At 54.3% G+C, this 2,884-nt stretch carries 2 protein-coding genes; one reads left to right on the top strand and one right to left on the bottom strand.

Translation table 11 applies throughout. The features are described 5' to 3' along the window. Positions 1-183: 183 nt before the first annotated feature. Positions 184-975, bottom strand: coding sequence for a tyrosine-type recombinase/integrase (locus GSP01_RS14425; RefSeq protein ID WP_141354648.1), 792 nt, complete (start codon positions 973-975; stop codon positions 184-186). 562 nt (positions 976-1,537) lie between these two features. Here GSP01_RS14425 and GSP01_RS14420 point away from each other — a divergent pair. Further along, positions 1,538-2,884 (top strand): Hint domain-containing protein (locus GSP01_RS14420; protein ID WP_174787607.1); only part of this gene is annotated, 1,347 nt, incomplete at its 3' end.

Raw genomic sequence — 2,884 nt, 5'->3', positions numbered from 1 at the left:
AATCAGGAGCTTGCCGAAGAATGGGATATTACGGTTCCTGCCGCCAAGCAGCGGGTTCGGCGCGCCGGATAGAAGCGTGGACGGGGCAATGATGGGGTTGTCCGTGTTCTCGTACCCAAGGATACGGAACGGATGGAAACAACTGTATCCCTTTTGTCGCTGGTGGTGGCCTTTGGTTAGGAATTACAGGAAGCGGTGTCCGGTGTGAGTCTTCAGCAGCGAGGCGCGCCGGACATAGGTACGCAGCATGTCGAGGCTCTGATGTCGCGAGGTCTCTGCGATCAGCAGCGCATCGGCGCCGGAGGTGACGAACCCTGCCCGCAGCGAATGCCCCGAGAAACGCTCCGGATCGAACCCTACGGCTTCGGCCGAACCTTTGATGATCCGGACTACCGAGCGATCCGAGAGTGATCTGCCGATCCGGCCATGCCGCTCCACGGACCGGAACAGCCGACCGGACGTGATCCCGGCCGCCTCGCACCAGGTCGCGATATAATCTAGCGCCCGAATGGTGGAAACGTTCAGAATGCGGATCGTCTGACCCGCCTCGTATGGATCGGTCTTGCTCCGTCGAAGCGTGAGAAGCGCACCGCCCTCCTGCGGTACGAGATCCGTAACCTCCAGCGTCACCAGTTCAGACCGCCGCAAGGCCCCGGCGAAGCCCAGGGCCAGCAGTGCCCGGTTGCGCAGACCGATCAGGGTGTTGGGCTGGACGTTCAGCATCCGCCGCATGCCCCGGATCAGCGTCGCGGCTTTGCGGCCCTGCTCCAGACGCGACGCGATCCAGGCGGAAACGGTTTCGGGCTGGGCTGGGAGCGCCGTGACGTCCTGGGCGTGGCACCAGTCGACGAAGGCGGACCAGTCGGTGCGATAGGCGCGCAGTGTGGCCGGAGACCGGGCGGCCAGGGCCAGACGGTCCGAGGCGCCCTGAAGACCTGCCGGAATCGTTTCGGAGAAAAGCGGCTGTAAGGTCACAGGCCCGTCAGGCCAGACCGATAAACAGCACCAAAGCGCTGGATTGTAGAATGGATATTCGCATGGATCGGAAGATAACGGCGATTTAACAGAGATATCGAAGAAATAACCCAATATTTATAGACACTTATCATCGAGAATATTCTCAGAATATTGTGGAAAAAGATCCATATTTTTTTTGTTATAGGTTTTGAAAATAGTAATTACTCATTTTATCTCACGGAGAGGTGAAAAATATATAAACATGAGAGTGGTTTTTTAATTGAAAAAACATTTTGTTGATAGCTAACCTTTGATTCCACAGTGAAAGGTTCGTGCCGTGACAACGTATACGAATTCAACCGATGTAACTTACACTACACCCACCACAATTGGCAGTGCTGGCAACGCGTTCATTAATACTGGATCGATTAATTTTAATTCTGCCGCGGCGACGGCCAATTACTTCTATGGAAGTTTGACCAATAGCGGTACGGTTTCATTTAAACCTTCCACATCTGGAACCGGATCGACCGCTGTTCTTGGAGGGTCAAGCGATACACTGACGCAAACTGGCGGTACGTTGAGTTTCTCACAGCTTAACGGGACATCTGGCGCGTCCGTCTATCTCCAATATGGCACTATCAATAACGACGCGACCAGTACGATCGATCTGGAAGCGGCAGGTGCCTCCACTATTTCAGCGCCTTATGTCGCCAACCTAACCAATGCGGGAACGATCAAGGTCGTCGACACCAGCGGCACCGGTCTGACCTCGAACTGGGGTAATGGTACTGGCACACTCAACAATAGCGGCAGCTTTTCCTTCGACGATTCTGCGGGAACTTCAGGATCGACGACGAATCTGAATTTCAAGCAGATTACGAACCAGACTGGCGGTACGTTCTCGATTAACGTACCTGCCGCTTCGACAGCACTCTTTCAGGTTGGAAGCGGCGGCTTTACTAATAACGGGACCTGGTCGATTACTTCGCATGGAACCGGCGCTGGAAACATCCAGTTTCTGGGCGCAGGAACGGCGGGCTACACCAACAATGGCACCATCAATGTTACCGATGCCAATCTGACCTTTAGCCAAGCCCTTAAGGGAACGAGCGGAACCGTTAACCTCGCAAACGGCGCAGACGTTACGCTGAATGGCACGAATTCCGGTGCTGGCCAGACGTTCAACTTCTCTGGTGGAGACAATACGCTCGACGTTGCTAACGGCCAGACATTTACTGGTGTGATTCGTGGTTTCAGTCAGGGTGATAAGCTCGACCTGAACGTCACTGGAACAACGAGCTACGACAAGACTACAGGCATCCTGACGATCACGAGTGGCTCCAACACTTATACTTATGATGTTGGCAAGGGCTACACAGGAACCTTCTCCGACAGCGCTGGAGTTGTGTCTTACGTTGGTACGACTCCCTGCTATCTCCCTGGTTCGATGATTCGCACGCCTGAGGGCGAGAAGGCTGTTGAAACACTGGCAATTGGTGATGAGCTGGTTGTTTGGGATCCGGCCTCCGCGTCTGAAAAGGTCGAGGCTATCGTCTGGGTTGGTACGCGAAAAATCGTTGTCCAGCCGCATCTTGCAGATGATCTGTCCAACTACCCCGTTCGTATCCTTAAGGATGCTCTTTCTGACGGCGTTCCTTACAAGGACATGCTTATCACGGCGGAACACTGCCTGTTCTTTGAAGGAAAGTTCGTTCCTGCCCGGATGCTCGTCAACGGTCGCTCAATTTTCTACGATCGCGACCTGACGACGTTCGATGTCTATCACGTCGAGACTGCTCAACACTCAGTGCTGATCGCTGACGGGGCGCTTTCTGAATCTTTCCTGGATACAGAGAACCACAAAGTATTCCACCAGAGCGGCAAGGTGGCTTCTTTGCGTCCTGCGCGTGCCCTGACGTGGGTA

Source organism: Gluconobacter sphaericus NBRC 12467 (genome assembly GCF_006539125.1).
Classification (GTDB): domain Bacteria; phylum Pseudomonadota; class Alphaproteobacteria; order Acetobacterales; family Acetobacteraceae; genus Gluconobacter; species Gluconobacter sphaericus.
Note: the sequence above shows the minus strand (reverse complement) of the source record. Positions and strands in the feature narration are given on the sequence as shown.